The sequence below is a fragment of the Pseudomonas sp. R2-7-07 genome, assembly GCF_003852355.1.
Lineage (GTDB): Bacteria > Pseudomonadota > Gammaproteobacteria > Pseudomonadales > Pseudomonadaceae > Aquipseudomonas.
Window position 1 is genome coordinate 619785 of record NZ_CP027759.1, and the last position, 24715, is coordinate 644499.

The following is a 24715-nucleotide window of genomic DNA, read 5'->3' on the forward strand; positions in this document are numbered from 1 at the left end:
CGCGGCTATAGGTCCAGCGCCTTCGCCAACCTGACCACGGTAACGCCTTGCCCCAAGTGCCGCAGCGAGGGTTGGATCAGCACGCAGTTGTCATACGGCGTGAGGATTTCGCGTTCGGCGTCTCGGGCGATCACTGTTCCCGCGTGAGCGATCCGTTCCAGGCCACGGAAGTCATCGGTAAAACTGAAGTCCATGCTGTTCGCGATCACCGGATCGGTGACCTGCAAACAGTGCTGGGCAACGGGCTGTTCCCGGCTTAGAAACCTCGAAACGTCAGCCCCGGTGACGGTTTCAGTCGCCACCAGGAAACGAGCGGCTATATCGAGGGCGACGTGTTCGCTCTTTTTTGAAAAGTGCTGACCTGTTTCGATCAGCAGCGCGTTTTTGGTGCTTTTGGCGTCACCAAACCCGCCGTAGTCACGCATGCGTCGACCATTGGCGTGGCCGGCGTCGGCGACGACGGTGGCCGGTACACCCAACGATTTTGCAAATGCCAGGCCTTTGGCGCACGCCCCGCACATCATCAGGGGTGGGGACTCTTCGTGCATTGAATGGATATCGAGCAGAAAATCGACGTCGTCGATCAGCGGTCGCAGCTCACGGGCGCGGCGCAACTCGACAGACTCTCGCTCGCCGTCCAATACGGATGGCAGCCAGACACGGTTCATGTCCTCGTCAATGAAGCGGGACGCGTCGATGTTTTGCGGGTCGAAGCGTTGATAGGCCTCAACGTTGCCGAACGCCAGTGACAAGCGGCCCTTGCGCGGACGGATACCGCTGCGTAACAGGGTGTCTACCGCGATGGCTCCGCTGACTTCATTCCCATGGGTCAATGCCATGATCAAAACATGCGGCCCCGGTTCGCCGCTGTCGAAACTGTAAACGTAGTCGATCCCGCCATTACCGTTTTTCCATGGGCTGAGGTCGGGGAAGTTGACTTCAATCGGGTATGGCTTCAGGGATGCACGCACTTGCTCTAAGGTTTTCATTTCTGTCTCCGATAGACCAACGTTTAGACGTGTCGCCAGATAGGGCGCGACAAACATGGGAAGCTGGCTTTTATAAGGGCCCGGCTCAACTGGCCGAAGGTTGCGTACCGCGCATGCGCCGGCCGAGGCAGACGATCGACACGACACTGATCAAGATGGTCCCCATCACGTAAAAGCTCGGTGCGAGCTTGCTGCCGCTGGCTTCGATCAACGCGGTCACGATCAATGGCGCAAAACCACCAAACAGGGTGACGGAAAAGTTGTAGCTCAGCGCCAGGCCCGTGCCGCGAATGCTGGTCGGGAAAATGTCGGAAAGCATCGCTGGAATCGGCCCCAGGCAGGCTGCGATCAACAAGCCAACAAGGGCTTGCACGATCAGCAGTGTGGTGAAGCTGGGGAAGGTGTTGAGCAGCACGAACATCGGGTAAGACGAAAACCCGGTAATCAACAGCGCAATGGTCAGTACCCGGTATCGTCCGTAGCGGTCTGAAAGCCCGCCAAATACCGGCGCCATCAGCATTAACGTCACGCCCGTCATCAGCGCCCCGAGGTAAGAAGACGTGGCGGTGATGTTCAGTTGCTTGAACGCGTAGATCGGCATGTACAACTTATGGACATAATTGAATGCGGTCGCACCGGCCACTACACCGATAGCCAGCAGCAGGCTGACATGCCCCTTGATCAAGACGTCTCGCAGCGGGGTTTTGGCCGTGCTGCTGACCAGCGTTTTCTTGAAGTCCGGGGTTTCATCGATTTGTGTACGAATGTAATAGCCCACCGGCCCGATCAGCAGGCCGAAACCGAATGCGACGCGCCAGCCCCATTCGTTCAACTGCACATCCGACAGTACATAACTGAGGATCGCGCTGACCCCCGCTGCCAGGACGGTTGCCAGCCCTTGGGTGGACAGTTGCCAGCTGGCAAAGAAACCCCGGCGCCTGGCGTCTGCGTGTTCGACCATAAACGCCGTCGCGGCGCCGAACTCACCGCCTGTGGAGAACCCCTGAAGCATGCGCGCAACGATGATCAACAACGGCGCGGCCAAGCCAATCTGTTCATAGGTGGGTGCGAAAGTGATTATTGCGGTGCCGAGCAACATGATCATGATCGACAGTGTCAGCGAGGCTTTTCGCCCGGCTTTGTCGGTGTAGGAACCCAGCACAATGGCGCCTAGCGGACGCATCAGAAAGGAAATACCGAATGAGCCCACGGCCAGCAACAGTGAGGTGGTTTCGTTATCGGAGGGGAAAAACTGTTTGCCGATGACGACTGCAAAATAGCCGTAGATCAACAAATCATAGAACTCCAGCGCATTGCCGAAACTGGCAGCGATGATTTCCTTCCATGGGCCTCGTCGGGCTGGGGTCGTTGCCGAGGGTAAGACGGGTGATTGAGCGGTCATGGGTGTGCCCCGGGTGTATTTCACGTTTGGCATTCGGATTCGCCCAAGCTGCTACGCGGCCTGGCGAGATCGAAAGCGTTAATTGTTATGGGTGAAAGCCCGGATGAAAGTGAATCAATAGCGGTGTAGCGGCAATTGCTGATTTGGCACAGGTTTGAGCTGTTTTGGCACGGGCCAGGCCAGCCGCGGCTGGTAGCGGTGGTGAAGCGGAAAAACGGGCGATTATGAGGGGGGCGGCAGCGTTTCAAACGCTGCCAACGCTTCCCATATCTTCATCACCATCTCGCTCTGGTTATCGCGTAACCGATGCAGCGAGACGTCGAAGCTGACGCAAAACTCGGCGCCGCCTGCAATCAGCAGTTCGCCCGACGCCAGCGCATCGTTGACGACCATCTGCGGTAACCACGCAAGGCCCTTGCCACGCTTGGCCATTTCCAGAATCGCATCATAGGAATCGGCTTGGTAAACCATCCGCAACGCCAGGCGCTGTGGCAGTCGCTCCAGGTGCTGCGCCAGCACGCCGCGCAGCGCAAGGGAAGGTGAAAAGGCCAGCCAGGGAATGGGGAGGGCGTTACTGCTTGCGGCTATCTGCTGGCGCGGTTGGCCCTGAGCGTCCGGCGCACTGACCGGTAGCAATTGCTCCTTTGCCAGCACTCGAGAGTCAAAACGCTGCGGGTCGATCAATGACTGGGTCAGCGGGCTGGAAAAGCTCAGCAGCAGATCGACTTCGCCAGCCGACAGCCGGCTGATGGCCTCTTGCGCACCGCTGGTGAGCAGTGACACCGCAAAACTGCCCAATTGCGGGTGCAGCGACTCGTACCAGTCGGGGAAGAAGTCACAGGCCAGGGTTCGCCCGGTGGCGATACGCACGGGTTCATCGCGGCTCAGGGGGCCACCTTTGAATTGCGCTCTGACGGCGGTCAGCAGTTCCAGCGATTGGGTTGCAGCATCCAGAAACAGTACGCCGCAAGGGGTCAGTGACACCGGTTGTGTACGTTCGATCAATGGCGTGCCGACCCATTCTTCCAGCGCCCGGATACGTCGCCCGAACGCGGGGTGCGTGACGCACCGATTTTCCGCCGCGCGCGACAGGCTGCGGGTGCGGGTCAGTTCAATAAAGTCCTCAAGCCATTCCAGTTGCATGCTGTTTTCCCGCTCGGCAACCTATTTAACGCGCCGCCAGTACCGGCGAATTCCACAAGCAATGAAGAAAGAGTGCGCTGATCAAAAAATGAGCAGTTTGCAGCCGATCAGGTGCTTAAGGGGCGTGGAACGGATAGTAACGCCAGCGGCGATGGGCTGCACCCACGACCCCGCTGTTACCTGTAAACTGCGCCTCTTTGGCGCAAGCATGGAGAGCCCGGCATGTCCGCATCAATCTTGTATATCCACGGTTTCAACAGCGCGCCGGCGTCCAACAAGGCCAGCCAGTTGATGACCGTGATGGACAGCCTCGGCCTGGCCGACCAGTTGCGTGTACCGGCCCTGCATCACCACCCGCGTCAGGCGATTCCTCAATTGGAGGAAGCCATCGCGCAACTGGGTCGGCCACTGCTGGTGGGAAGCTCACTCGGCGGCTACTATGCAACCCATCTTGCCGAACGCCATGGCCTCAAGGCGCTGCTGGTCAACCCGGCGATCAGCCCCCATCGGATGTTTGACGGTTACCTGGGCACCCAGAAGAACCTCTACACCGATGAAACCTGGGAATTGACCCACGATCACGTCACAGCGCTGGCCGAGCTGGAAGTGCCGGCTCCTCAAGACGCCGCGCGTTATCAGGTGTGGTTGCAGACCGGGGATGAAACCCTGGATTATCGCCTGGCCCAGCAGTATTACCGGGCCTGTGCCTTGCGCATCCAGGCCGGTGGCGACCATGGTTACCAAGGGTTCGCCCAGCAATTGCCGGCACTGTTGAGCTTTGCCGGCATTGGCGCAGATCAGTATCAATCCTTCGATTTTTCGTCACTGTAAAAATCGCGGGTTACTTTTTTAATCGAACGACTCACGACGAGACCCCATGGCCACTCCCAGCGCTAGCTCTTATAACGCCGACGCCATCGAAGTCCTCTCGGGCCTCGACCCGGTGCGCAAACGCCCCGGCATGTACACCGACACCAGTCGGCCGAACCACCTCGCCCAGGAAGTCATCGACAACAGCGTTGACGAAGCCCTGGCCGGCCACGCCAAGTCGGTGCAGGTCATTCTCCACGCCGATCACTCCCTGGAAGTGTCCGATGACGGTCGCGGCATGCCAGTGGACATCCACCCCGAAGAGGGTGTGTCGGGCGTCGAGCTGATCCTTACCAAGCTGCACGCCGGCGGCAAGTTCTCCAACAAGAACTACCAGTTCTCCGGCGGCCTGCACGGCGTGGGTATTTCGGTGGTCAACGCGCTGTCGAACCACGTCCGGGTCAAGGTCAAGCGCGACGGCAACGAGTACGAGATGACCTTCGCCGATGGCTACAAAGCCACCGACCTGCAGGTGATCGGCACCGTTGGCAAGCGCAATACCGGCACCAGCGTGTACTTCGCGCCGGACCCGAAATACTTCGATTCGCCGAAATTCTCCATCAGCCGCCTCAAGCACGTGCTCAAGGCCAAGGCCGTGCTGTGCCCGGGCCTGCTGGTGAGCTTTGAAGACAAAGGCACGGGGGAGAAGGTCGAGTGGCACTACGAAGACGGCCTGCGCTCCTACCTGGAAGACTCCGTCAGCGACTTCGAGCGCCTGCCCAACGCGCCGTTCTGCGGCAGCCTGGCCGGTAACAAGGAAGCCGTCGACTGGGCGCTGTTGTGGTTGCCCGAAGGCGGCGACAGCGTGCAGGAAAGCTACGTCAACCTGATCCCCACCGCCCAGGGCGGCACCCACGTCAATGGCTTGCGCCAGGGCCTGCTGGATGCCATGCGCGAATTCTGCGAATACCGCAGCCTGCTGCCACGCGGCGTGAAGCTGGCGCCGGAAGACGTGTGGGAGCGCATCGCCTTCGTGCTGTCGATGAAAATGCAGGAGCCGCAATTTTCCGGCCAGACCAAGGAGCGCCTGTCGTCCCGCGAGGCGGCGGCGTTTGTCTCCGGTGTGGTCAAGGATGCCTTCAGCCTGTGGCTCAACGAGCACCCGGAGCTGGGCCTGGCCCTGGCGGAACTGGCGATCAACAACGCCGGTCGTCGCCTCAAGGCCAGCAAGAAGGTCGAGCGCAAGCGCATCACCCAGGGCCCGGCATTGCCCGGCAAGCTGGCCGATTGCGCCGGGCAGGACCCGATGCGTTCCGAGCTGTTCCTGGTGGAAGGTGATTCCGCCGGTGGTTCCGCCAAGCAAGCGCGGGACAAGGAGTTCCAGGCGATCCTGCCGTTGCGCGGCAAGATCCTCAACACCTGGGAAGTCGACGGCAGCGAAGTCCTGGCCAGCCAGGAAGTGCACAACATTGCCGTGGCCATCGGCGTCGACCCGGGCGCGGGGGACATCAGCCAGTTGCGCTACGGCAAGATCTGCATCCTCGCTGACGCCGACTCCGACGGCCTGCACATCGCGACCCTGCTGTGTGCGTTGTTCGTGCAGCACTTCCGCCCGTTGGTGGATGCCGGTCACGTCTACGTCGCCATGCCGCCGCTGTACCGGATCGACCTGGGCAAGGAGATTTTCTACGCCCTGGACGAAGCCGAGCGCGATGGCATTCTCGACCGCCTGGTGGCCGAGAAGAAACGCGGCAAGCCACAGGTCACGCGATTCAAGGGCCTGGGCGAAATGAACCCGCCGCAACTGCGCGAAACCACCATGGACCCGAACACCCGGCGCCTGGTGCAGTTGACCCTGGAAGACTTCGCCGGCACGTCGGAAATGATGGACATGCTGCTGGCGAAAAAGCGCGCACCGGATCGCAAAGCCTGGCTCGAATCCAAAGGCAACCTGGCCGAGGTTCTGGGCTGATGCGCACAGGCGTCGCCCTGGCGATCCTGATGGTGTGCGGGTTGGCGACCACCGATGTGGTTGCCGCGCCCGTGGCTGAACTCAAGCTGGTGTCGGAACACCCGGTAGACGGCATGCGCGGCGGGAACCTGTCGGGCCTGGCGCTATGTGGCGAGCAATTGTGGACCGTGTCGGACCGTGATGATGAGCAGATTTATCGCCTGGACACCCGCGCGCCGACCTGGACCGCCGAAGTGGTGAAGATCGACGTACCCCCCGTGCCCGAATCCGGCCTGCCGTGGGGTTTGCGCTCGCGCACCAAGGCGGCTTCGTTCGTTCGCGGTGGCGACCTGGATTTCGAAGGCATCAGCTGTGATGCCGCAGGCAACCGCTACATCGTCAGCGAAGCCCACGCGGCGGTGTTGCAGGTGCCGGTAGCAGGCGCACCCGAGTGGCTGAAAATTGCCCCAGGCATGGTGCGCGAGGCCCGGGCCAGCGGCATGTTGCTGCACTTCAATGCGTTGTTCGAGGGCCTGACGGTGAACCCGCAAGGCGATCGGATTTGGCTGGCGGCCGAGCGTGAGCGCCGCGGCCTGGTTTCGATCAAGCGCGGGCAGAGCGTGTGGGATTGCGACGGTGCTTGCGTGTTGTTGAGCGAGGCCGGCCTGGAAGTGCAACCGGCGCAGTTCCCCAACGCCAAGGCGGTGTCGAAGGACTTTGCCGACCTCGCGCTGTTCAACGGCAAGCTGTTTACCCTGGAGCGCAATGCGTTCCAGATTTGCCGGCGCGATACGGTGACGGCCAAGGTTGAGCTGTGCTGGTCGTTTGCCGACGAAACCCTGACGCCCGAGCGGCGTTACCCCCAGCCTTACGGCCTGGCCGAAGCCCTGGCGGTGGACGCCGACGGTGCCTGGATTGGCATCGACAATAATTTCGGCGCGCGTGCCGATGGTGAAAAGCGCCCGGTGGTCTATCGTTTCGCCGCCCCGGCCGGTGGCTGGAGTGCCCAGCCATGAGCCGTCACGAATTTGAATTGAATCAGCGCAGCGGCAATTCCGTTGCGCCTTACCCCATGATGAGGCCCGCATGAGTGACATCCTCGCAGACAGCTTAGATGGCGTAGAACGCCGATCGCTGGCTGACTTCACCGAAAATGCCTACCTCAACTACTCCATGTACGTGATCATGGACCGTGCCCTGCCGCATATCGGCGACGGCCTGAAGCCGGTACAACGGCGCATTATCTACGCCATGAGTGAGTTGGGCCTGGACGCCGACTCCAAGCACAAGAAGTCGGCGCGTACCGTCGGTGACGTGCTCGGTAAGTTCCACCCCCACGGCGATTCGGCGTGCTATGAAGCCATGGTGCTGATGGCCCAGCCGTTCAGCTACCGCTACACCCTGGTCGATGGCCAGGGTAACTGGGGTGCGCCGGATGATCCCAAGTCCTTCGCCGCCATGCGTTATACCGAGGCGCGCCTGTCGCGCTACTCGGAAGTACTGCTCAGCGAGCTGGGCCAGGGCACCGCGAACTGGGGGCCGAACTTTGACGGCACCCTCGACGAACCCCTGGTGTTGCCGGCACGTTTGCCGAACATCCTGCTAAATGGCACCACCGGCATCGCGGTCGGCATGGCCACCGACGTGCCGCCGCACAACCTGCGCGAAGTCGCCACGGCATGCGTGCGCCTGTTGGATGAGCCAAAAGCCACGGTCGAGCAGCTGTGCGAGCATATCCAGGGCCCGGACTACCCGACCGAGGCGGAAATCATCACGCCGCGCGCCGACCTGCTGAAGATGTACGAAACCGGCAAGGGCTCGGTGCGCATGCGCGCGGTGTACCACGTCGAAGACGGCGACATTATTGTGACCGCATTGCCGCATCAGGTATCCGGCGCCAAGGTGCTGGAGCAGATCGCCGCGTTGATGCAGGCAAAACCGTCGAAATTGCCGCAAGTCGCCGACCTGCGCGATGAGTCCGACCACGAAAACCCTTGCCGCATCGTGATCATCCCGACCAATAGCCGGGTTGATCATGAAGTGCTGATGCAGCATTTGTTTGCCAGCACCGACCTTGAGTCCAGCTACCGGGTCAACGTCAACATCATCGGCCTGGACGGCAAGCCACAGCTCAAGAACCTGCGCAATTTGCTGGTGGAATGGCTGGAGTTCCGCGTGCAGACCGTGCGCCGCCGCCTGCAATTTCGCCTGGACAAGGTCGAGCGCCGCTTGCACCTGTTGGACGGCTTGCTGATTGCCTACCTCAACCTGGATGAAGTGATCCATATCATCCGTACCGCCGAGCACCCGAAGGCCGAGCTGATCGCGCGCTTCGAGCTGAGCGAAATCCAGGCTGACTACATCCTCGACACCCGCTTGCGCCAGTTGGCACGCCTGGAAGAAATGAAGCTGCGCGACGAGCAGGACGCGCTGCTCAAGGAACAAGCCAAGCTGCAGGCGCTGCTGGGCAGCGAAGCCAAGCTCAAGAAGCTGGTGCGCAGTGAACTGATCAAAGACGCCGAAACCTACGGCGATGACCGCCGCTCGCCGATTGTCGAGCGCGCAGAAGCGAAAGCTCTGACAGAAACCGAGCTGTTGCCTAACGAGAAAATTACCGTCGTTCTGTCGGAAAAGGGTTGGGTTCGTTCCGCCAAAGGGCATGATATTGATGCCACCGGCCTGTCGTACAAGGCCGGTGATGGCTTCAAGACTGCGGCGGCTGGGCGTTCCAACCAATTTGCGGTGTTTATCGACTCGACCGGGCGCAGTTATTCGGTGCCGGCTCACACCTTGCCCTCAGCACGCGGGCAGGGCGAGCCGCTGACCGGGCGCCTCACGCCGCCGCCGGGGGCGAATTTCGAGTGCGTGCTGTTGCCGGACGATGATTCGCTGTACGTCATCGCGTCCGACGCCGGCTACGGTTTCGTGGTCAAGGGTGAAGACCTGCAGGCCAAGAACAAGGCGGGCAAGGCGTTGTTGAGCCTGCCGAACAACGCCAAGGTGATCCTGCCGCGACCGGTGGAGGATCGCGAGCATAACTGGCTGGCCTCGGTGACCACCGAAGGGCGTTTGCTGGTGTTCAAGATCAGCGACCTGCCGCAGTTGGGCAAGGGCAAGGGCAACAAGATCATCGGTATCCCTGGAGAGCGGGTGGCCAGTCGCGAAGAGTACGTGACCGACATCGCCGTCATCCCGGAAGGCTCCACCCTGGTGCTCCAGGCCGGCAAGCGCACGTTGTCCTTGCGCCCCGACGACCTTGAACACTACAAGGGCGAGCGCGGTCGACGCGGTAACAAACTGCCTCGCGGCTTCCAGAGAGTGGATGCTTTGTTGGTAGAAACGCCTGCTTAAGGCGTACTAGAGGCCTCGATCTACGATTTAACGCGTAGATCGACGCTTTGGCGCTGGAGTCATGGCGCATATTCACGGATGATATGGCCTTTCCAGCGCCGGCGTGGCCGAGCGTATTTAGGTTATTTTTAGTATTACATTGTGGTTCGCCGTGCGGCAGCCACCTGGATGGGATGATGACTGCTCCACGCCTTCCTCTATTTTTGATGCTCGCTGGCCTGTTAGGGCTGGCGGGTTGCAGCACGCACCAGCCGGTGTCGCTGTACCAGCTGGACAGCGGAAGTCCGGCTCAGCCAGCACAAACCGCCGGCATGGCCGTTCTGCTGGGGCCGGTAATCGTTGCCGATTACCTGCAACGCGAAACCCTGCTGCAACGTCAGAACGACGGCAGCCTGCAAGGTTCCACCGATGGTCGCTGGGCGGGCAGCCTGTCCTCCGATATCAATCAATTGATGTTGCGTCAGGTGGCCGGCCAGTTGGACAGCCAGCGCGTAGTCCTGGCGCCGGGGCCATCCGGGTTTACCCCGGATGTGCAGGTGCTGCTGACGATCACGCGGCTTGACTCCGGTACCTCGCAACCGGCGATCCTGGATGCACAGTGGCGCCTGATCGACCGTCGCGGCCAGGTGCGGGACAACCGTATCGTGCACCTGCAGGAAGAACATACCGGCACCACGGCGTCCCAGGTCCAGGCCCAGGGCGTATTGTTGCAGCACTTGGCGCAACAGTTGTCGGTAGCGCTCAAGCCGCTGGCCAACCAGCCGCCAATTGCCGAGGCTCCGCGCAAGCAGGCGCCGGCACAGGCCAAGCCGGCCACACCGGAAAAACCCAAGATGCCGATGGCGACACCGATTCGTACGGATTTGGAAGTGTTCAGGTTTTGATCTGAATGGCAGACAAGCAAAAGGCCCGCTGAGTAAGCGGGCCTTTTTTGTATCTGAAAATAGAAGCCATGGCGCAGTCAAATGTGGGAGGGGGCTTGCCCCCGATGGCGGTGTTTCAGTGAGTGATGTGCTGACTGATACTCCGCTATCGGGGGCAAGCCCCCTCCCACAAGGTTCTTGCAGCGTGCTTCAGGGCTTGCGCGTCTCATGCATCCGCGCCAGCTGCCGTTCCAGCATCGACGGGTAAGGCTCCATCAAGCGCTCCACGCAGCTGGCACCCTCAGGGCTGGCAATCGGGCGGATGCGTGCGCGTTGGCGGATCAGCGTGTCTTCACTGATCTTGCGCTCCACCAGCAGCAGGTTGCGGCTGTGTTGCGACAAGGCCAGGGCATCCTGGGCGATCTCGGTCAGCAGCAGGTCGATCTGGCTGATGCCGAACAGGTCATCACCCACCGTCAAACCGAGCTGCAGTTGCAATGTGATACCGCTGTCCGCCACTTCAATCTGCAAAGCATGACCCAGGGCGCGCAACAACTCGCCGCAGCAGATGGCGTTGGTCAGGTAGTCCTCGCCGCTGTCTTCGCTGTGGAACAGCATCAGCGTGCTGCCGTCGTTCAGGGTGTGCAGTTCGCTCTGGTAGAGCGAGGCGGCCTGGTCGAGACAGTCGCGGTAGCGTTCCAGCAGTTCCGTCAAGCGAGCGCGGGGCAGGCGGCGCAGTTGGTCCTGTGCACCCAGTTGCACGGCGAGTACGGCGCTGTACTGAGGTTCGCTGCTTTTGGCGGGAAGCGATTTGGGCGTTACGACGGGAGCGGACTCGGCGGTATCGCGCAGGTCGGCGAACGGGTCTTCGTCGTCCAGCTCGTCTTCTTCGGCCTTGACCACATGCCGCGGTGCAGGCTTCAAGCCCGCTACCGGAGCGCTTTCGTCGAAGCCTGGGTCGCGCAGGTCGCGTACTTCAAACTCAGGCTCGTCGGTGTAGTCGGCGTCGTCGTACTCGGGTTCGGGTTCGATCTCAGGCACGGTCGGCTCCGGGGCGAAGCTGGCATGCAACTGGCGCGCCAGGTCGCCGATTTCGTCCTGGCGGTCGGTGGCTGGAGTGTGTTCGTCGATATCGCGCAGCCAGATGCGCAGTTGCATCAACGGCGTGGAGATATGCCGTCCCAGGCGCAGGCTCAACGCCAGGGCGAGGGCCAGCAGGATCGCGCTCAAGATGCCCATGCTCTGCAGGCTGATGGTCATCGGCTGCTGGAATTGTTGCATGTCCAGGCTGATGCGCAATTGGCCGGCTTTTACATCCTGAAACGTGATATTGCTCTGGTACAGGCCCTCGGCTTCGCCCAACAGGCCGTTTTTCGGGCGCTGCCCGGCTTCGGCCATGATCCGGTTGTCCACGCTATAGATGGCGGCGTGGGCCACCAGCGGGTTCTTGGTCAGGTTGTTGAGCAATACGTTGAGGCTGAGGATGTCGTTAGACACCAACAACTCAGTCGCCGAGGTGGCGGTCTGGGTGGTCAGGCTCTCGCCGAGGGCGTCGGCCTGCTCGTGCATGGCCTGCTTGAACTGCAAACCCATCACGCAGGCGTAGATCACCAGGGCCAGGGCGACCAGGATCACATTATGGCTGGCGATGCGTAATGCGATCGGTACACGGCGGTGGCGCAGTGCCCGGAAGATCAGCAGGAAGAAGTTATCGGTTTTTACTGGCGTGGGCCGGTTCACTTGCGCTCGGCTCTTGGTCCGTGAAGTTGACGCGCAGTATAGCGACAGGCCCATGACCGGCAAAGCGCTGGCTGTGCCCGATGGTCACTGAAAGTGGGTAGAATGCGGTTTTTTTCCAGCCTGGGGGTGCGCTTTGCGCGAAATTGTCCTGATCAACATCACAGGTCTTGACCGACCGGGTCTCACCGCTGCTATTACCGGCGTTCTGGCCCAGGGTGGTGTGAACATTCTCGACATCGGCCAGGCGGTGATCCACGACACCCTGTCGTTCGGCATCCTGGTGGAAATCCCCAGCAACGAGCAGGCTTCGTCGGTACTCAAGGACATCCTGTTTACGGCCTACAAGCTGGATCAGCAGGTGCGTTTCACGCCGGTGTCCGAAGTCGATTACCAGCATTGGGTCGAAGGCCAGGGCAAAAAACGCCATATCGTGACGTTGCTCACCCGCAAGGTCACGGCCGAACAGTTGCAGCGCGTCAGTTCGATCACGGCGCACTACGGCTTGAACATCGACCATATCGACCGTCTGTCGGGTCGCATGCCCTTGGACACGCCCGCAGACAAAGGCAAGGGCTGCATCGAGTTCTCCGTACGGGGCGAGCCGGCCGATGCGCAGGCGCTGCGCGCTGAATTCCTGAGCGTGGCCCAGGAGCTGAATGTCGACATCGCCTTCCAGGAGGACTCGCTGTTCCGACGCAACCGTCGCCTGGCGGTGTTCGACATGGACTCCACGCTGATCGAAGCCGAAGTCATCGACGAACTGGCCAAGGCCGCCGGTGTGGGCGAGCAAGTCTCGGCCATTACCGAGCGCGCGATGGCCGGCGAGCTGGATTTTCGCGCCAGCTTCAAGGAGCGCCTGGCGTTGCTCAAGGGCCTGGATGTGAGCGTGCTCGATTCAATCGGCGCGTCCCTGCGCCTGACCGAAGGCGCCGAAACCTTGTTCGCCGAGCTCAAGCGCCTGGGCTACAAGACGGCTATCCTGTCTGGCGGCTTCACCTACTTCGCCAAGCAACTGCAGGCCAAGCTGGGCATTGACTACGTGTTCGCCAACGAGCTGGAAGTGGTGGATGGCAAAGTGACCGGCGTGGCCGTGGAGCCGATTGTCGATGCACAACGCAAGGCGGACCTGCTCAAGGAGCTGGCGCACAAGGAAGGCTTGCGCCTGGAGCAGACCATTGCGGTCGGCGACGGCGCGAACGACTTGCCGATGCTGGCGATTGCGGGATTGGGTGTGGCGTTTCGTGCCAAGCCATTGGTCAAGCAATCGGCCAAGCAGGCGATTTCGACCTTGGGGTTGGATGGAGTGCTGTATCTGCTGGGCTTGCGTGACCGTGATGGTCAGCTGTAACTCGACAGATCATTCCCACGCTCCGCGTGGGAATGCCTTCTGTGACGCTCTGCGTCAGGCTTTGGGGGCGCAGAGCGCCCTGCGCTGCATTCCCACGCAGAGCGTGGGAACGATCATCAGGCTTTAGGTGAGCCGATACCCTGGCCCATCTGCACCGGCGTGCCCGCCGCCAGTTCCTGCGCCCACTGCACCTGGTCCGGCCCGAACAGCACGATCGCAGTAGAACCCAACTTGAAGCGACCCAACTCCGCACCTTTCTCCAGGTGAATCGGTGCGCGAGCAGCTTCGTCATAGCGGAAGGTTTTCAGCTCGCGTTTCGGTGGTGTTACCAGCCCGGCCCACACCGTCTCGATCGAGGCCACGATCATCGCGCCCACCAATACCACGGCCATCGGGCCGCGTTCGGTGTCGAACAGGCAGACAACCCGTTCGTTACGCGCAAACAGTTCCGGCACGTTTTCGGCGGTGGTCTGGTTCACCGAGAAAATCCGCCCCGGCACATAGACCATCTCGCGCAGGGTACCGGCCAGTGGCATATGTACGCGGTGATAGTCCTTGGGCGACAAGTAGATAGTGGCGAAGTCACCGCCCATGAACGGCGCCGCCAGCGCTGCGTCGCCGCCGAGCAATTCCAGCACGCTGAAACTGTGGCCCTTGGCCTGGAACACACGGCCATGTTCTATCGGGCCGAGCTGGCTGACCGCACCATCGGCCGGGCTCAGTACGGCGCCGGGGGTCGGGTCCAGCGGGCGCGCACCGTCTTTCAATGCGCGGGTAAAGAAGGCGTTGAAATGCTCGTAGGCGGTCACGTCTTCAACCAGTGCCTGGGACATGTCCACCTGGTAACGCTTGGCGAACCAGCGGGTGAAGGCGTTCTTGAACCAGCGCACACGGCACTCGGCAATGCAGCCGGCCAAGCGCGACAGCAGGTGGTGCGGCAGCAAGTACTGACTGAGGATAAACAACTGCTTTTTCATTAAGTGTCCTTAAGCTTCAAATCTCGACGGGGGTGTCGGGGTGGTTGCCCCATTCGCCCCAGGAACCGGCATAACCTTTGACTCGCGGATAACCGAGCGCCTTGGCCACCAGGTAGGTGAAGCCAGAGCGGTGGTGGGTCTGGCAGTGGGTGATGATTTCTTTATCGCGGGTCAGCCCGAGGTCTTCGAGGATTTGCGGCATGTCGCGGCGGATACGCAGGCTACGCGCCTTGTCCATGCCGGCGGTCCATTCGAAGTTCACCGCGCCGGGAATGTGCCCGGCTTTGGCCGCGAGCACTTTTTCGCCGGAATACTCCAGCGGGCCGCGTGCGTCCCAGATACCCAGGTCGGCTGCGCCCAGCCGGCTTTGCAGGTATTCGCGGGTGGCGGTGGGGCCGTCGTGCAGCGTAAGGCTGACCGGGCCACCGGCTGGCGCGGGCACCTCGGTGGAAACCGGATGCTTTTCTTCCAGCCACGCCAGAAGGCCGCCGTCGAGGTAGTGATACTTCTGATGGCCGATGACGTCGAGCATCCAGATAAAACGACCGGCCCAGCCGCCGCCCTCGTCGTCGTAGACCACATAGGTGGCGTCGGGGGTGTGGCCCAGCTCGCCGAACAGCTTTTCCAGGTCGGCCTTGTGCGGCAGCAGGCCTGGCGCGGGGGGCTGGCCCAATTGGGTGCGCTTGGGGTCAACGAAATGCGCGCCGGGGATATGCCCTTCGGCGTAGCGGGCGGCACTGGTGAGGTCCACCAGAATCAGGTGGTCGGCATCCAGGCGACCTTGCAGGTCGCTGGATTCGATCACCAGCGGCAAGCCAGAGAAGTCAGGCATGTGAGGTCTCCTGGGCACAAATGTTGGCGATAAAGGAGGGCGATTGTAGCGCAAGCATCAGGCGCTGCGGTTGGTAAAGCTGTGCAGGGCCTTTTCGATGCATTGCGCGGTTTTACCAAAGGCTTGCACGGTGGTTTCCGAGAACGGCCCGCCACCCTGGTCCGCCACCATCAGCATCACCACGCGGCCATTGCAGCTCAGCGAGCGCAACAGCAGGTGCTCGCCGGTAAACAGGCGGCGCAGGATCGGTGGCAGCAGGGCGGCGAACTGTGCATGGTTGTCAGGGCTGAGACGCACCTGGGCGGACTTTTCCAGCAGGCGTTGCAGCAATGTACTGTTAACCACATCCAGGCTCAGGTTGGCAGCGTCCCTGGGCAAGCCATCGGCCTGATGCACACGCAAGGTGCTCAAAGCGCGATCCGCCATGAACAGCAATACGCGTTGCATGCCGCTGGCGACCAGGGCTTCCTTGGCGCAAGTGGTCAGGTGCATCGCATTGGCAAAGCGGCTCGGCTCGACCAATAGCTCGGTGCAGCGGCTGCGCCACAGTGCCAGTGCTTCGGCCGTGGGCGGCGGCGCGGGCAACAGGCCACGATGGACTTTTTGCACATGCCACGGCCAGATCAGCGACAGGGCCGGGTGCCAGAGGTCAGGCATCAAGGTGCTGCGCGCGCTGGTCACCGCTTGTTGGTGCACTTGCTGCTGCACATCGCCCAATGGCTCCTGCAGGTACAGCGCAGTGAGGTATTGCCAGCGCTCGGTGTGCGGACAGGTCCAGGACTCCTGCGCCGACATTGCCAGGCCATTGGCCAACAATACGGTGTTGGCCGGCTGGTTCAGCCAGCGGCGCAGGTTGGGGTCGGCGTCGAGTAATTGCTGGTGGCGCAGAGGGTCGTCTTCGCGCGCGATGCGCAAGGCCTTGACCAGCAGGCGACGCTCGCCCAGCAGCAGGTGATAGCCCTGGGATACCCAGATAGGCAGGTGCCAGGCCGCAGTCAGGCCAAGGCACAGGTCCAGCAGGCGCACGCCGAATAATTGCTGCTCGACCTGGTGCGCCGACTCGCCTTTGTGGATCACCCGCAGTTCCCATTCCTCCAGGAGCTTGGGGTAGGCGACGGCCATCGGCCACAACGGTGACAGAAACAACAGGCTGCCCCAATGAATATCCTGCCACAGACGCGCCAGGCGGTTGCCGAACAAGCCGTTGGCCTGCTGCGAGGCATGTTGGCTGATCAACAGCAGCTGGCGCAGCGCTACGGGAATTTCATCGGCCGGCACCGAAGGCAGGCGTGCCAGCAGTTCCTCGGCGCGCTTGAGACCGAGGCGGTTGAGCGCCACTTCGAGGTTTTCCGCCGGTTCCGCCAGGCTGCCGTGAGTGTGGCTGTTGGCCTCGCGCATCACGCTGAGCACCAGGGCCGGGCTGTCTTGCATCAGCTCGGCGATGTCCCTTAATGAGCTGCGGCTGTCGCGGATGGCTTTGCACACACGCTCGTGGCTGGCCTGGGGAACGGGCAGCAGCACGTCGTCCAGGCACTTGATCCAGGCGGCGAGTGTGGCGGGTTTTGCAGTTGGAACTGTCGTTTCATTAGCCATGATTGGGGCGCGATCGTCACTTGTGTTCAACACGCCCGGAACGGGCTGAATTGGCTTTTCGCCTTAACGGGCTATAGTCTGGCGCAGTTTTGCCGATAAGTAGAACAAGAGTTTTCCAGCTGCACCCACTATGTCCATGAACCCGACGGCGCAAGTACAGATCCCCTATGGCTAAAATTATCGGCATCATTGTCGTCCTCGCAAGTGTGCTCGGTGGGTACGTCCTGTCCCACGGTAAAATCGCCGCGCTGATCCAGCCGTTCGAAGTGATGATCATCGGTGGCGCCGCCTTTGGCGCCTTCCTCCAGGCCAACCCCGGCTACATGACCATGCATGTGATCAAGAAGTCGCTGGGCATGTTCAGCTCGCGCTTCTCGCACACGTTCTATCTGGAAGTGCTGGGGCTGGTCTACGAGATCCTCAACAAGAGCCGCCGCGAAGGCATGATGGCGATTGAAGGAGACATCGAAGACGCCGCCGCCAGCCCGATCTTCGCCAAATACCCGGCCGTGCTCAAAGACGAGCGCATGACCGCGTATATCTGCGATTACCTGCGCATCATGTCCTCCGGCAACATGGCCCCCCATGAGCTCGAAGGCTTGTTCGACATGGAGCTGTTCAGCCTCAAGGAAGAGCTGGAGCATCCTTCCCACGCGGTGACTGGCATTGCCGACGGCATGCCCGGTTTCGGTATCGTCGCGGCGGTGCTGGGTATCGTGGTGACCATGGCCTCCCTGGGCGAGGGCGACCAGGCGGCCATCGGCATGCACGTCGGCGCGGCGTTGGTCGGTACCTTCTTCGGTATTCTCGCGGCCTACGGTTTCTTCGGCCCGCTCGCCACGTCGCTGGCCCACGATGCCAAGGAAGAGATCAACCTCTACGAAGCGATCAAGGCGTGCCTCGTGGCTTCGGCATCCGGCATGCCGCCCTCGCTGGCGGTAGAGTTCGGACGCAAAGTGTTGTACCCGAAACATCGCCCAAGTTTCGCCGAGCTGGAACAAGCGGTTCGCGGTCGCTAAGCCATGGAAAACAACCAGCCGATCATCATCAAGCGCGTCAAGCGCTTCGCAGCGGGGCACCATGGCGGCGCCTGGAAAATCGCCTTTGCCGACTTCGCGACGGCAATGATGGCGTTCTTCCTGGTGCTGTGGCTGATGTCCACCGCTACCCCTGAACAGAAGATCGCCATCGCGGGTTACTTCAAGGACCCGATTGGTTTTTCGGAAAGTGGCACGCCCTTCGTGATCGACCTGGGTGGCTCGCCGCAGTTGGCGCCTGAGCGCACCATCAACCCGGAAGTGCAGACCGAATCGCCCCAGGAAAAAATCCCGATCGAGCGCGATAAGGTCGAAACCATGGCCGAACAGGTTGAGAAAGAACGCCTCGAGCTGTTGTTGCAGGAGCTGCAGACCAAAGTTGAGGAGAACCCGCAACTGCTGAAGTTCAAGGATCAGATTTCCTTCGAGATCACTCCGGAAGGCTTGCGCATCCAGATCACCGACGCCGCCAACCGGCCGATGTTCGATTCCGGCAGCGCACGCTTGAAGCCGTACTTCGAAGATATCCTGCTGGCCATGGCCGACACCATCAAGGCGGTGCCGAACAAGATCAGTATCAGCGGCCACACCGATGCCAAGCCCTATGCGGGGCAGGGCGACTTCGGCAACTGGGAACTTTCGGCCAACCGCGCCAACGCCGCCCGCCGTGCGCTGGTGGCTGGCAGCTACCCGGACCCGCAAGTGGCGCGGGTGGTGGGCTTTGCGTCATCGCAGCTGTTTGACCCCAAGGAACCGTTCAACCCGATCAACCGTCGGATCGACATCGTTGTGCTGACCAAAAAGGCCCAGCGTGCGATCGAGGGCGATCAACCGCCACCGCCACAGCCGGCTCAGGGTGAAGGCGCCCCCGGTGAAGTGCCGGCGGACCCGAACGCGCTCCCGCCAGGGCAGGAGCCGCTGCCAGCCCATGAACTGCGCCAGAAGCTGAACCTGTTTGATGATGGCGGCGTGAAGGACCCGACGGCGCCTGTGCCTGCGCCGTAAGCGGTCTCTATAAGCCAGAAATGAAAACGCCCCGATCAGCCGGGGCGTTTTCATTTGCGGTCAGAGTGGCAGGTACGCTTTGACGCCACCGATTACGCCCCGCATATCATCCGCGCACAGGCGCGGTACGAAGTACTCTCGACCCTTGGAGCGGGTCTTTCTGTGCAGTTTGTCGAGGCGTTCGAAGCTGACGGTGTAAATCATGTCGCACTTTACCCACAGCTCTTTGTAACGGTCGGATTGAAGTGGGTTGGCGCGTAGCAGATGGTGCCAGTCGTGCCGGATATCTGGTGCAGTAGAGGAAATCGGCACCACGGTGCACAGTTTGCGATTGTGCGTAGAGGTTGGGGATATCACTACGACCTTACGGATCTTCAGCATCTCCGGAGCCACAAAGCCCCGCGTGAAGTCGCACAGCAGTACATCGCCCTGTTTGGGGTGATAGTAGAGAGCCAAATGTTAATTCCCCACAAAAAGCAAAGCCGCCCGAAGGCGGCTTCATTCGACACGCAGCGGAGCTTGCTTCGCCCCTTCTGCGCCGCTGGATCAACTCCGAAAAGGATCCAGACTCCTGCCAGCTTTCGCTGGTGACGGAGCAATTATGGGCATCAGAAAATCCGAATACAAGCCAGCTCGTGTTGTAAGCCACCGAGTTGGACTGAATTCTTGATGCCTGCACCTATTAAATCAATGGATTATGAGGATCGGCGTCCTGATTTATATGTATCAAGACGTTGACCGTCAGTAACTGCTCTCAGGCAAACTCGCAATAATCGACCGATAGCTATTCATCCGTTGCTGCTGCACGCGGCCATCTTCCAGGGCCTTGAGCAATGCACAACCCGGTTCGCGGTCGTGTTTGCAATCGCGGAAGCGGCAGGTGCCGATCAGGTCGTTGAACTCGATGAAGCCCGCTTCCACGTCGCTGCGGCTGACATGGCCGAGGCCGAACTCACGAATGCCTGGGGAATCGATCAGCTCGCCGCCTCCGGGGAAGTGGAACAGCCGTGCGGTGGTGGTGGTGTGCGTGCCCTGGCCGGACAGCTCCGACAGCGGGCCGACACGGGTGTCGACTTCCGGCAGCAGGCTGTTGACCAGCGATGACTTGCCCACGCCGGACTGGCCGACAAACACGCTGATACGCCCGTCCAACTGCTGTTGCAGCTGTTCCATGCCGTTGCCGTGGTGTGCCGAGACTTCCAGTACCGGATAACCCAGGGTGCGGTAGACCGCCAGTAATGCGTTAAGCGCCGGTGCGTTCTGCTCGTCGATCAAGTCGAATTTGTTCAGCAGCAGCAGCGGGCGGATACCGGCATGCTCGGCGGCGACCAGATAGCGGTCGATCAGGTTGGCGTGGGGCTCGGGCAGCGGCGCGAACACAATCACGATCATGTCGACGTTGGCCGCCACCGGCTTGAGCTGGCCGCGGCTGTCGGGGCGGCGCAGTTCGGTACTGCGGGGCAACTGGGCGACGATCACGCCGATGCCCTGGTTGCCAGCGCGCCAGACGACCTTGTCGCCGGTCACCAGCGCAGGCAGGTTGGCGCGCAAATGGCAGCGGGATACCGAGCCGGCGAGCTCGCCTTCCAGCGCCTCGACTTCGACCTGTACGCCGAAGTGCGCGATCACCAGGCCCGTTTGTTCGGGACCCAGGTCGCCGCCCTCAAGCGCTTCCACGGCGGAGGACTCTCGTTTGGCGGCGCGCGCTGCGCGTTCACCTTGAATCTTTTCGATGCGCCAGTTTTGGCGACGATTGAGCTGGCGTTTGGCCATTGGTGTTCCGTGTCGATAATGCAAAAGTTGGGTGAAACGGTCGCGAGTCTAGCACGGCGCCGCCTGCTAAACTGCCTGGCTACGCCAAGGTGCCAAGAGAATCAAGCCATGCAAAACCCACAGAACCTGATTTGGATCGATCTGGAAATGACCGGTCTGAACCCCGACACCGACGTCATCATCGAGATGGCAACGATCGTCACCGACAGCAACCTCAACACCTTGGCCGAAGGTCCGGTGATCGCCATCCATCACAGCGACGCCGTGCTCGCCACCATGGACGAATGGAATACCCGCACCCACGGCAACTCCGGCCTGACCCAGCGTGTACGCGACAGCCGCATCAGCATGGCCGAAGCCGAAGCCGAAACCATCGCGTTCCTGGAAAAATGGGTGCCCAAGGGCAAATCGCCGATCTGCGGTAACAGTATCTGCCAGGACCGTCGCTTCCTTTATACGCATATGAAGGCGCTGGAGAGCTACTTCCATTATCGCAACCTGGACGTGTCCACCTTGAAAGAGCTGGCTGCACGCTGGGCGCCGGAGGTCAAAGACAGCTTCCACAAAGGCAGCACGCACCTGGCGCTGGATGATATTCGCGAGTCGATCGCCGAGTTGCAGCATTACCGCAAGCATTTCATCAAGGCTTGAAGACCTTCCGCCTTGGATCATTCCCACGCTCCGCGTGGGAATGCAGCCCAGGACGCTCTGCGTCCCAATGTGGGAGGGGGCTTGCCCCCGATAGCCGGCGACTCGGTTTATCGCCAAGCGCCCCCTTTTGGTGCCATCAGCAAATGATTAGACTGCCGGCCTCTCTGCAAGGATCGCCATCATGCTGCTGATGCTCTACCTCATCGCCATCACCGCCGAAGCCATGACGGGTGCCTTGTCCGCCGGCCGGCGCGGCATGGACTGGTTTGGCGTGGTGCTGATCGCGTGCGTGACGGCGCTGGGTGGCGGTTCTGTGCGCGATATGTTGCTGGGGCATTACCCGCTGACCTGGGTCAAGCACCCTGAATACCTGGTGCTGACCTCCGTCGCCGCACTGGTGACTATCTTTATCGCACCGCTGATGCGCCATCTGCGCTCGCTGTTCCTGGCGCTGGATGCCGTGGGGTTGGTGGCGTTCACCTTGATCGGCTGCATGACCGCCCTGGAAATGGGGCATGGCATGCTGGTCGCGTCGGTCAGTGGCGTAATCACCGGCGTATTCGGCGGCATCCTGCGGGATATTTTCTGTAACGACATCCCACTGATCTTCCGTCGTGAGCTGTACGCCAGCGTGTCCTTCCTCGCCGCCTGGTTTTACTTGCTGTGCCTGTATCTGGAATTGCCCAGCGAACAGGCGATCCTGCTGACCTTGTTCAGCGGCTTTCTACTGCGCCTGCTGGCGATCCGGTTTCATTGGGAAATGCCCAAGTTCGTCTACAACGACGACGTCCACTAGCGTGCGGCGTGCTGGTTCAGTGCCCATTCCACATGCTCACGCACCAGTTCCGACGGGTAGTCGCGCCGCGCCTTCAAGGCTTCCAACACCGGAATGCTCGAGGGTGCGTTACCCAGGCCCACCGCCAGGTTGCGCAGCCAGCGCTCGTATCCGGCCCGGCGCAAGGGTGAGCCCTCAGTGCTGCTGAGGAATTTATCCTCGTCCCACATAAACAGTTCGGCCAGGGTCGCGTTATCCAGATTGTGCCGTGGCTTGAAATCGCTTTCGCCAGTGGGTCGGGCGAAACGATTCCACGGGCAAACGATCTGACAGTCATCGCAACCGAATACCCGGTTGCCGATCAGTGGGCGCAGGTCCTCGGGAATGGCGCTCTTGAGCTCGATGGTCAGGTAGGAAATGCAGCGCCGGGCATCCAGCACGTAAGGGCCGACGAACGCGTTGGTGGGGCAGATGTCCAGGCACGCCGTGCAGCGGCCACAGTGTTCGGTGGTATGGGGTGGGTCGACCGGTAACGGCAAATCGACAAACAGTTCGCTCAGGAAGAAATAGCTGCCGGCCTTGCGGTTGAGTACCAGGGTGTTCTTGCCGATCCAGCCGAGGCCGGCCTGTTCGGCGATGGCTTTTTCCAGTACGGGTGCACTGTCGACAAAGGCTCGAAAGCCGAACGGCCCGATCTGCGCCTGGATACGGTCAGCCAGTTGCTGCACGCGCTTGCGGATCAGCTTGTGATAGTCGCGGCCCAGGGCGTAACGCGAGACATAGGCTTTTTCCGGCTCGGCCAGCAGTTGTGCCATTTGCGTGTCGCCGGGCAGGTAGTCCATGCGCAGTGACACCACGCGCAAGGTGCCGGGCACCAGTTCTTCGGGGTGGGAGCGTTTGCTGCCATGGGCGCCCATGTAGTCCATCTCGCCGTGGTAGCCCGCGTCGAGCCAGCGTTGCAGGTGCTGTTCATGCTCAGCCAGATCGAGGCCGCTGATGCCGACTTGTTGGAAACCCAGCTCGCGGCCCCAGTCTTTGATCGATTGGGCGAGGGCGGGCAGATCGGAGGTAATAGCGGGCATGAGACACGGGAAACCACAGGTTAGATGCGTATAATTCTGCCAGACATCGGAGCTTGAAGACGCATGCCTCAGACAAAACACGAAATAACCGACGTGCAGCCGCTGTTGCCCGGCCACTTGCCGCAACTGGCTGCGCGCTCCCCGGACGCCCATAAGGGGCAGTTTGGCCATCTATTGGTGATTGGCGGCGACCGAGGCTTTGGCGGCGCCGCGCTGCTCAGTGCCGAGAGCGCGCTGCGCAGTGGCGCCGGTATGGTGTCCCTGGCGACCCGCGTGGAACATGTTCCCGCCGCGCTGGCGCGCTTGCCGGAAGTGATGACCGTGGGCGTGAGTTCGGCCAATCAACTGATGGGCTTGCTGGAAAAAATCTCGGTCATTGTGATCGGGCCCGGTCTCGGCGATGCGTCCTGGGGTAAAAGCCTGCTATCCGTCGCCGCCAACGCGCACCTGCCACAGGTCTGGGACGCCGATGCCTTGAATCAGTTGGCGACCGGCAGCGTCAGCCTGCCTGCCAACTGCGTGATCACTCCGCATCCAGGCGAAGCCGCGCGGCTGCTGGGTATTTCGACAGCCGAGGTTCAGGCCGACCGTCTTAAGGTGGCGCGCGCGTTGAGCCGTAAATTCGACGCAGTGGCTATTCTCAAGGGTGCTGGCAGTTTGATTGCAAGCCCGGACGGGCGCGTTTCACGTTGTGACCAAGGCCATCCCGCCATGGCGACGGCGGGGCTCGGTGACGTATTGGCTGGCCTCGTGGGCGCGTTGCTCGCCCAGGGCATGCCGGCGTATGAGGCAGCTTGCCTGGCCGTGTGGTTGCACGCTACGGCAGGGGATCGCCAGGGCACGTTCGGTCGCGGGCTGGTAGCGAGCGACCTGATACCTGCCATTCGTCAATTGCTGGAGGAGCAGTCGCCGTGCCTGAAGTAAATCTTTTCCTGGCCGATGAAGACGCGATGGTCGCGTTCGGTCACGCTATTGCGCGAGTGACGGGCGGGGCGGGGCTGGTCTTTCTCGAAGGTGACCTGGGGGCGGGCAAGACCACGCTGTCCCGGGGCATCATTCGCGGGTTGGGCCATACCGGTGCGGTAAAAAGCCCGACGTTCACCCTGGTCGAACCTTACGAGATCGGTGAGGTGCGTGCGTTCCACTTCGACCTCTATCGCCTGGTCGACCCTGAAGAGCTGGAGTTCATGGGCATTCGTGATTACTTCGACGAAGACGCGCTGTGCCTGATCGAGTGGCCAGATAAAGGCACAGGCTTTTTGCCAAAGCCTGACATGACCATTACCATTACGCCGCACGAGCACGGACGTCAGCTGAAGTTGTTGCCCCAGAGCCCGCGCGGTGAAGCGTGGCGTGATGCTCTGGCATTGGAATTCAAATAATTGGTGGGGTT

The 24715-nt window shown here is 61.3% G+C and carries 22 protein-coding genes; 12 read left to right on the top strand and 10 right to left on the bottom strand.

Features of this window, described 5'->3' with window-relative positions; translation table 11 throughout:
- Positions 1-5 precede the first annotated feature (5 nt).
- From C4J86_RS02575 to C4J86_RS02585, 3 genes are all read right to left on the bottom strand, one after another.
- On the bottom strand, positions 6-989 hold the full coding sequence (locus C4J86_RS02575) for a M14 family metallopeptidase (RefSeq protein ID WP_124369371.1): 984 nt from the start codon (positions 987-989) through the stop codon (positions 6-8).
- A gap of 85 nt (positions 990-1074) precedes the next feature.
- Positions 1075-2391, bottom strand: a complete 1317-nt coding sequence (locus C4J86_RS02580; RefSeq protein WP_124369372.1) for an MFS transporter — start codon at positions 2389-2391, stop codon at positions 1075-1077.
- 222 nt (positions 2392-2613) lie between these two features.
- Entirely contained in the window at positions 2614-3534 is a 921-nt protein-coding gene (locus tag C4J86_RS02585) for a LysR family transcriptional regulator (protein ID WP_124365608.1), read from the bottom strand.
- A 222-nt stretch (positions 3535-3756) separates the two neighbouring features.
- Here C4J86_RS02585 and C4J86_RS02590 point away from each other — a divergent pair, with 222 nt between their 5' ends.
- The 5 genes from C4J86_RS02590 (at position 3757) to C4J86_RS02610 (ending at position 10530) form a co-directional block, all read left to right on the top strand.
- Positions 3757-4365 (top strand): YqiA/YcfP family alpha/beta fold hydrolase, encoded by a 609-nt coding sequence (locus C4J86_RS02590; protein WP_124369373.1) that lies wholly within the window; start codon positions 3757-3759, stop codon positions 4363-4365.
- A 46-nt stretch (positions 4366-4411) separates the two neighbouring features.
- Positions 4412-6316 carry a DNA topoisomerase IV subunit B gene (parE, locus tag C4J86_RS02595; protein WP_124369374.1) on the top strand — a complete coding sequence of 635 codons (1905 nt, stop codon included), beginning with the start codon at positions 4412-4414 and terminating at the stop codon, positions 6314-6316.
- Complete coding sequence (locus C4J86_RS02600; protein WP_124369375.1) at positions 6316-7311, top strand: esterase-like activity of phytase family protein; 996 nt, start codon at positions 6316-6318, stop codon at positions 7309-7311. Before parE ends, C4J86_RS02600 begins: the two co-directional genes overlap by 1 nt.
- Before the next feature lie 70 nt (positions 7312-7381).
- Entirely contained in the window at positions 7382-9646 is a 2265-nt protein-coding gene (gene parC, locus C4J86_RS02605; RefSeq protein WP_124369376.1) for a DNA topoisomerase IV subunit A, read from the top strand.
- A gap of 173 nt (positions 9647-9819) precedes the next feature.
- Complete coding sequence (locus C4J86_RS02610; protein ID WP_124369377.1) at positions 9820-10530, top strand: membrane integrity-associated transporter subunit PqiC; 711 nt, start codon at positions 9820-9822, stop codon at positions 10528-10530.
- A 189-nt stretch (positions 10531-10719) separates the two neighbouring features.
- On the opposite strand, the gene C4J86_RS02615 is transcribed toward C4J86_RS02610, so the two are convergent.
- Positions 10720-12249 carry an AhpA/YtjB family protein gene (locus C4J86_RS02615; protein WP_124369378.1) on the bottom strand — a complete coding sequence of 510 codons (1530 nt, stop codon included), beginning with the start codon at positions 12247-12249 and terminating at the stop codon, positions 10720-10722.
- 133 nt (positions 12250-12382) lie between these two features.
- Between C4J86_RS02615 and serB the strand changes: the two genes are divergently transcribed.
- A complete protein-coding gene (gene serB, locus C4J86_RS02620; RefSeq protein WP_124369379.1) occupies positions 12383-13597 on the top strand; it encodes a phosphoserine phosphatase SerB in 1215 nt (404 codons plus the stop codon).
- A 116-nt stretch (positions 13598-13713) separates the two neighbouring features.
- On the opposite strand, the gene asd is transcribed toward serB, so the two are convergent.
- Genes asd through C4J86_RS02635 form a run of 3 tightly spaced genes read right to left on the bottom strand, consistent with a single transcriptional unit; the run spans position 13714 to position 16999 of the window.
- Complete coding sequence (asd, locus tag C4J86_RS02625) at positions 13714-14574, bottom strand: archaetidylserine decarboxylase (protein WP_124369380.1); 861 nt, start codon at positions 14572-14574, stop codon at positions 13714-13716.
- Positions 14575-14590: 16 nt separating this feature from the next.
- On the bottom strand, positions 14591-15406 hold the full coding sequence (gene rhdA, locus C4J86_RS02630) for a thiosulfate sulfurtransferase (protein WP_124369381.1): 816 nt from the start codon (positions 15404-15406) through the stop codon (positions 14591-14593).
- A gap of 57 nt (positions 15407-15463) precedes the next feature.
- Entirely contained in the window at positions 15464-16999 is a 1536-nt protein-coding gene (locus tag C4J86_RS02635) for an HDOD domain-containing protein (protein ID WP_124369382.1), read from the bottom strand.
- Between the two features lie 167 nt (positions 17000-17166).
- On the opposite strand from C4J86_RS02635, the gene motA reads away from it, so the two are divergent.
- Both motA and motB read left to right on the top strand, forming a co-directional pair.
- Positions 17167-18018: a flagellar motor stator protein MotA gene (gene motA / locus C4J86_RS02640; protein WP_124369383.1), complete on the top strand. Its 852-nt coding sequence runs from the start codon at positions 17167-17169 to the stop codon at positions 18016-18018.
- A 3-nt stretch (positions 18019-18021) separates the two neighbouring features.
- Positions 18022-19041: a flagellar motor protein MotB gene (gene motB, locus C4J86_RS02645; RefSeq protein WP_124369384.1), complete on the top strand. Its 1020-nt coding sequence runs from the start codon at positions 18022-18024 to the stop codon at positions 19039-19041.
- 60 nt (positions 19042-19101) lie between these two features.
- On the opposite strand, the gene C4J86_RS02650 is transcribed toward motB, so the two are convergent.
- Together C4J86_RS02650 and rsgA are read right to left on the bottom strand one after the other, a co-directional pair.
- Positions 19102-19497, bottom strand: coding sequence for a type II toxin-antitoxin system PemK/MazF family toxin (locus C4J86_RS02650; RefSeq protein WP_124369385.1), 396 nt, complete (start codon positions 19495-19497; stop codon positions 19102-19104).
- Positions 19498-19782: 285 nt separating this feature from the next.
- Positions 19783-20814 carry a small ribosomal subunit biogenesis GTPase RsgA gene (gene rsgA, locus C4J86_RS02655; RefSeq protein ID WP_005784215.1) on the bottom strand — a complete coding sequence of 344 codons (1032 nt, stop codon included), beginning with the start codon at positions 20812-20814 and terminating at the stop codon, positions 19783-19785.
- Between the two features lie 108 nt (positions 20815-20922).
- Here rsgA and orn point away from each other — a divergent pair, with 108 nt between their 5' ends.
- Positions 20923-21465, top strand: a complete 543-nt coding sequence (orn, locus tag C4J86_RS02660) for an oligoribonuclease (RefSeq protein WP_010213620.1) — start codon at positions 20923-20925, stop codon at positions 21463-21465.
- 178 nt (positions 21466-21643) lie between these two features.
- Positions 21644-22261: a trimeric intracellular cation channel family protein gene (locus tag C4J86_RS02665; protein ID WP_177412764.1), complete on the top strand. Its 618-nt coding sequence runs from the start codon at positions 21644-21646 to the stop codon at positions 22259-22261.
- On the opposite strand, the gene queG is transcribed toward C4J86_RS02665, so the two are convergent.
- Positions 22258-23322 (bottom strand): tRNA epoxyqueuosine(34) reductase QueG, encoded by a 1065-nt coding sequence (queG, locus tag C4J86_RS02670; protein ID WP_124365620.1) that lies wholly within the window; start codon positions 23320-23322, stop codon positions 22258-22260. The two genes, C4J86_RS02665 and queG, sit on opposite strands and share 4 nt — an antisense overlap.
- A gap of 63 nt (positions 23323-23385) precedes the next feature.
- Here queG and C4J86_RS02675 point away from each other — a divergent pair, with 63 nt between their 5' ends.
- Both C4J86_RS02675 and tsaE read left to right on the top strand, forming a co-directional pair.
- Positions 23386-24246: an NAD(P)H-hydrate dehydratase gene (locus C4J86_RS02675; protein ID WP_124369386.1), complete on the top strand. Its 861-nt coding sequence runs from the start codon at positions 23386-23388 to the stop codon at positions 24244-24246.
- Positions 24234-24704, top strand: a complete 471-nt coding sequence (tsaE, locus tag C4J86_RS02680) for a tRNA (adenosine(37)-N6)-threonylcarbamoyltransferase complex ATPase subunit type 1 TsaE (RefSeq protein WP_124369387.1) — start codon at positions 24234-24236, stop codon at positions 24702-24704. Before C4J86_RS02675 ends, tsaE begins: the two co-directional genes overlap by 13 nt.
- The last annotated feature ends 11 nt before the right edge of the window (positions 24705-24715 follow it).

What these genes read in the sequence shown, in the direction of transcription:
- C4J86_RS02575 (WP_124369371.1), bottom strand. Translation starts at nt 989, where the DNA reads ATGAAAACCTTAGAGCAAGTGCGTGCATCCCTGAAGCCATACCCGATT.
- C4J86_RS02580 (WP_124369372.1), bottom strand. Translation starts at nt 2,391, where the DNA reads ATGACCGCTCAATCACCCGTCTTACCCTCGGCAACGACCCCAGCCCGA.
- C4J86_RS02585 (WP_124365608.1), bottom strand. Translation starts at nt 3,534, where the DNA reads ATGCAACTGGAATGGCTTGAGGACTTTATTGAACTGACCCGCACCCGC.
- C4J86_RS02590 (WP_124369373.1), top strand. Translation starts at nt 3,757, where the DNA reads ATGTCCGCATCAATCTTGTATATCCACGGTTTCAACAGCGCGCCGGCG.
- parE (WP_124369374.1), top strand. Translation starts at nt 4,412, where the DNA reads ATGGCCACTCCCAGCGCTAGCTCTTATAACGCCGACGCCATCGAAGTC.
- C4J86_RS02600 (WP_124369375.1), top strand. Translation starts at nt 6,316, where the DNA reads ATGCGCACAGGCGTCGCCCTGGCGATCCTGATGGTGTGCGGGTTGGCG.
- parC (WP_124369376.1), top strand. Translation starts at nt 7,382, where the DNA reads ATGAGTGACATCCTCGCAGACAGCTTAGATGGCGTAGAACGCCGATCG.
- C4J86_RS02610 (WP_124369377.1), top strand. Translation starts at nt 9,820, where the DNA reads ATGATGACTGCTCCACGCCTTCCTCTATTTTTGATGCTCGCTGGCCTG.
- asd (WP_124369380.1), bottom strand. Translation starts at nt 14,574, where the DNA reads ATGAAAAAGCAGTTGTTTATCCTCAGTCAGTACTTGCTGCCGCACCAC.
- rhdA (WP_124369381.1), bottom strand. Translation starts at nt 15,406, where the DNA reads ATGCCTGACTTCTCTGGCTTGCCGCTGGTGATCGAATCCAGCGACCTG.
- C4J86_RS02635 (WP_124369382.1), bottom strand. Translation starts at nt 16,999, where the DNA reads ATGGCTAATGAAACGACAGTTCCAACTGCAAAACCCGCCACACTCGCC.
- motA (WP_124369383.1), top strand. Translation starts at nt 17,167, where the DNA reads ATGGCTAAAATTATCGGCATCATTGTCGTCCTCGCAAGTGTGCTCGGT.
- motB (WP_124369384.1), top strand. Translation starts at nt 18,022, where the DNA reads ATGGAAAACAACCAGCCGATCATCATCAAGCGCGTCAAGCGCTTCGCA.
- rsgA (WP_005784215.1), bottom strand. Translation starts at nt 20,814, where the DNA reads ATGGCCAAACGCCAGCTCAATCGTCGCCAAAACTGGCGCATCGAAAAG.
- orn (WP_010213620.1), top strand. Translation starts at nt 20,923, where the DNA reads ATGCAAAACCCACAGAACCTGATTTGGATCGATCTGGAAATGACCGGT.
- queG (WP_124365620.1), bottom strand. Translation starts at nt 23,322, where the DNA reads ATGCCCGCTATTACCTCCGATCTGCCCGCCCTCGCCCAATCGATCAAA.
- C4J86_RS02675 (WP_124369386.1), top strand. Translation starts at nt 23,386, where the DNA reads ATGCCTCAGACAAAACACGAAATAACCGACGTGCAGCCGCTGTTGCCC.